Annotated in this window: 6 protein-coding genes; all 6 read left to right on the top strand. The window is 36.3% G+C overall.

Annotated features, from left to right (window positions below; all coding sequences use genetic code 11):
• Nucleotides 1–954: pre-toxin TG domain-containing protein (locus AB1K80_RS17090; RefSeq protein WP_412858134.1), on the top strand; the 954-nt coding region annotated here is incomplete at its 5' end.
• 21 nt (nt 955–975) lie between these two features.
• On the top strand, nt 976–1,296 hold the full coding sequence (locus AB1K80_RS17085; protein ID WP_412858132.1) for a hypothetical protein: 321 nt from the start codon (nt 976–978) through the stop codon (nt 1,294–1,296).
• Nucleotides 1,297–1,413: 117 nt separating this feature from the next.
• The gene (locus AB1K80_RS17080; RefSeq protein ID WP_412858131.1) at nt 1,414–1,554 is read left to right on the top strand and encodes a phage terminase small subunit-related protein; all 141 of its coding nucleotides are present in this window, start codon (nt 1,414–1,416) and stop codon (nt 1,552–1,554) included.
• A gap of 660 nt (nt 1,555–2,214) precedes the next feature.
• Nucleotides 2,215–2,640 carry a MaoC family dehydratase gene (locus tag AB1K80_RS17075; RefSeq protein ID WP_412858130.1) on the top strand — a complete coding sequence of 142 codons (426 nt, stop codon included), beginning with the start codon at nt 2,215–2,217 and terminating at the stop codon, nt 2,638–2,640.
• A 229-nt stretch (nt 2,641–2,869) separates the two neighbouring features.
• Entirely contained in the window at nt 2,870–3,586 is a 717-nt protein-coding gene (locus AB1K80_RS17070; protein ID WP_412858128.1) for an endonuclease/exonuclease/phosphatase family protein, read from the top strand.
• Nucleotides 3,587–3,794: 208 nt separating this feature from the next.
• Entirely contained in the window at nt 3,795–4,187 is a 393-nt protein-coding gene (locus AB1K80_RS17065) for an ACT domain-containing protein (RefSeq protein WP_412858126.1), read from the top strand.
• The last annotated feature ends 129 nt before the right edge of the window (nt 4,188–4,316 follow it).

Raw genomic sequence — 4,316 nt, 5'->3', positions numbered from 1 at the left:
GAAATCTACAAGATAAAAGACGATATTGAAAAGCAAACAGCTGAATATATCAAAATCAAGAAAGAACAAGAAGAAGCTCGTGAAATTGCGAAGGAACAAGAAGCCCTCGCCAACCGCCCATGGCATGAAAAAGCACTTGATTATGGCGGAATGCTCGTGAATGAACTGACAGGCGTAAACGACGCAAAACGAGCCGCAACAGGCGTTGACCCGATCACGGGTGAACAGCTCACCTCAGGTCAACGAGTCGCCGCAGGCGGCATGGCAGCAGCAGGCTACATCCCAGTTGTCGGTTGGGCGGGGCGCATTTTCAAAGGCGGAAAGGCAATTTATAAAACGTCTAAAGCCACATCAGCCGCAGTCAGCGCAGTGGATATTTACAAGACATCACAAAAATCTTTCGATGCACTAAAAACAGCGCAAAAGGGATTATATGGTATCACCGCAACCAACGGCTTTAGCGAAGCAATTACTGGAAGAGATATGTTTGGGAATAAGATCTCGAAAGAACAACAGGAAGCCAGTATGAATGCGGCGCTCGGGGCACTTTTGCCGTTTGGGGCGAAAGGGTTTCATGGTAAGATGGGGGTTAAGAGTACGGGTGAAATTGGTTGGAGTTTTCCAAAAGGCGGGGGAGAAATAAATGGAAGAAATTATTCAAAGCATGCTTTGGAAAGAATGGCACCTGATACTTCTGAAGTAAGAGCTACTTTGACTAGTAGAGCAATTGAAAAAGCTAAAGAATTAGGATATAAACCACAAACAAGAGAATTTAGTGACTTTATCAAAAAATATGTTGATCCAAGAAATATTCCACCTTCAGTTATTGAAGACGCTATAAAGAATTCAAAAAAGATACCTGGTAATAGAAGCGGAACATTTGTTCATGCAACACAGGATGTTAAAGTAGTTATAAATGAAGCAGGCGATGTTATTACAGTTATACCGAATTAATTAATAAAAGGATGAATAAGAATGTTTATAAAGTATGATGAATATGATTTATTAGAACTTTTTCAAAGTGAGCCGGTGAGTATAACAGGCAATATAGATGATGGAGAATTAATTTATACTTACAAAGATGACCAAAATTTTAAGGTGATTTTAACCTTAGATGTATATCAACAAACAAGTAGTCTAAGTATTACATTTAATGAGTCTATAGTATTCACAGGTGATTTTAATAATGTAACAAGTATAAAAAAAGATGACAAAGTTATGGTAATAAATGTGGGGGAAGAAGAGAAATTAAAAGTTAAATTTTATAAACAAGTTGGAGTGGAGTTACTGAAGTAGTTGATACTTAATATTATGTGATTGTTATCATACCTTGATTGGCTAAATGCCTTTCAAGGTTTTTTACTTATATTAAATCAGCTGATATTTGATTTAGAAAATAAGAAGCAGTTTAGAGTGATAAAATTACAAAACAACACAAGGAAAGGAGTTGCGGTGAGTGACATGGCAAGGGCTAGAAATCCGAACAGAGACAAAGCAATTCAGTTGTGGAAGGAAAGTGACGGAGGCCGTTTACTAAAAGACATTGCGGAATAATTAGGTATCACAGCAAACACAATTAGAAAAAGGAAAGCGAACGATAAATGGGATGAAGAATTGAAAGGGAGCGCTCCGATTGAGAAAAGGAGCGCCCCTATTCGTGGTGCTCCGAAAGGGACCAAAAACGCTGTAGAAAATAGTGGTGGTGCTCCTGCAAGAAACCAAAAACCAAAACGCAAAGACACACGGCTTTTACTAAGCCCATGCAAGTTGAAGCATTTGAGATTATACAGGACATTCAGGAATTTTCACCTGTTGATCTGTTGTGGGAGCAAATACAGATAATGTAAAGCGATTGTGAGAGCGTAGAAAATAATGTTCGTTGAAAGCAAAGACGAAATGATTGAAGGGCTAAAAAACAAGTTACCTTTACCAAAGGTGATCTTGACGAAAAAGAAGAATATCAGTTTGCATTCGAGTCTGAATCATCGTTGAAATCCTTGCGAAGGAAGGATTTTTGATTTCTTGAGGCTATTCAGAGGTCATTTTCAAAAAAAATATAAAATTGACCACACCTCTTACTTCTCCTTAGATTGTTCTTCACCCGTTCTAAATCTGTATAGTAAGATAGAAAAAGGAAAGCAAATCTAACTTGTGTGAGATGTTTGCTATAATATATAAACTAAATCGAATTAATAAATCATTAGAGGAGAAATTATGAAGTTAAATGAGTTTGAGATTGGACAGAAGTTCAAAACGAAGTCTTTGAAATTAACAAAGGAAAATATTATGAAATTTGCAGGGGAATTTGATCCTCAATATATGCATTTGGATGAGGAAAAAGCAAGTCAGGGAAGATTCAATGGAATCATTGCTTCAGGAATACAAACGTTAGCTATTTCATTTAAGCTTTGGATTGAACAAGGGGCCTATGGTGATGATGTGATTGCGGGAACACAGATGAATCATATACAGTTTATCAAGCCAGTGTATCCAGGAGATGAATTACATACGATTGTTGAGGTTATTGATAAAAGAGAGAAGAAAAACAATACAGGTATTCTGACTGTATTGTTATCTACATTTAACGATAAAGAAGAAAAAGTCTTTGAAGGCGATTTATCTGTACTGATCAAACGATAAGGGTTCATATCTGAATTTCCGTTAAGACCTCTTATTCAGCAATCTTTTGCAATATTGAATAAGAGTGTCTTTTTTATTAAATGATCCATAGTAAGGACATTTTGGGAATTAGACAAATAGAGATCACCGGTCAGCATGTTAGTTGCTTACTTGTTCATGCTGAGGCTACAAATCATGATTATTCAATAATATATACGATAAAGTTGATGGTGTAGAGGAGAATGATACATTGAAGTTATTAACTTGGAATATCAATCACGGTGGTTCATCGAAACGAATAAGCAACATCGCACAGCAAATCATCAAGCACTCAGCTGATCTTATTTTGATTACTGAATATTGGAGTGGGGAAAAAGGTGAAAAGCTCCAGAAGTATTTGCGAGATGATGGCTATCAATATATAGTGACAAGCAACGGTAAATCAAAGCAAAACCATCTATTATTTGCTTCACGTTATCCATTTGAAATATTGCCATCTTCTTATCAAAATGAAAAGTATGGGGAAAGGTGGCTAGAGATCAAGCTACATCAGAAAGATTTACATGTTTTAGGTATTCATATACCTACAAGTGGTCAGGATCAACAAGGAAAACTGGACTTTTGGATGGAAGTGAATGGTTTTGCTAGAAAAAACATCAATCATAAAGCTATTATTTTAGGAGATTATAATACAGGATTAGCAGAAGATGCACAAGGTGCTCCTTTCCGGGGAGCGGAATATATGCAGGAGCTATTAGATATGGGCTGGATAGACGCATGGAGACACACTCATGGAAACTTTTGTGGCTATTCCTGGTACAGCTCAAAGGGAAATGGTTTCCGTATTGATCACGCATTTGGATCACCTCTTCTACATGAAAAAATACTAGAATCATATTTTTCACATCAAGAACGTATGTGTAAAATATCAGATCATTCTCTATTAATCGTAGAACTTGCATTGTAAACTGACTGACAAGAATTTCGATGAACTTTTTTATTGGTGTTTGAGAAGATGAAGGGACTAAATTCTATTTAAACCCACTCTTTATATATGCTGACTTACTAATTCACTTTAATTTTCTGTCCTTAGTGATGAGGAAAGACCTATTAAACACTAATTGCTAACAATCTTCATTTCACCAATTTTAAAATAACAGAAAGGATGAATAGATATGAACTTAATCTTATTAAATACAACCCTTTCCGTCGTTAAGCTTCCAAGTAGCGCAAAGGTGCCTAATTGGGCAAATGAAGGTGATTTTGTCTCAATGACTTATACAGAAGATGAACTATCAATCGTTTGTCCGTCTTCTAAAGTGCCAGATGATGTAGAAGATGTAGAACATGATTGGAAATGCCTCAAGGTAGATGGTGTTTTAGATTTTTCATTGACAGGCATTTTATCTGAATTAGCTAGACCTTTAGCAGATGAGCGTATTAGTATTTTTGCCATTTCAACATTTAATACCGATTATTTACTCGTCAAATCGAATGCTTTAGAGAAAGCGATTGATGTGTTGTTAAAAGAAGGTCATACATTTCAACATTTAAAAGGATCTCAATGACTGCATTTAAGTGTAAGATGCAGCTCGCCAAATATAAAAACCCTGCCCCATAGTAGACTGACATAGCAGAATGAGACACAAATAAAACACCCTTATTAGGCTGACATGCTACCAAATGTTTTTGGTGCG

This window comes from Bacillus sp. 179-C3.3 HS (assembly GCF_047229225.1).
In the GTDB taxonomy this organism is placed as follows: Bacteria; Bacillota; Bacilli; order Bacillales; family Bacillaceae; genus Bacillus.
This window is presented reverse-complemented; position numbering and strand designations above follow the sequence as displayed.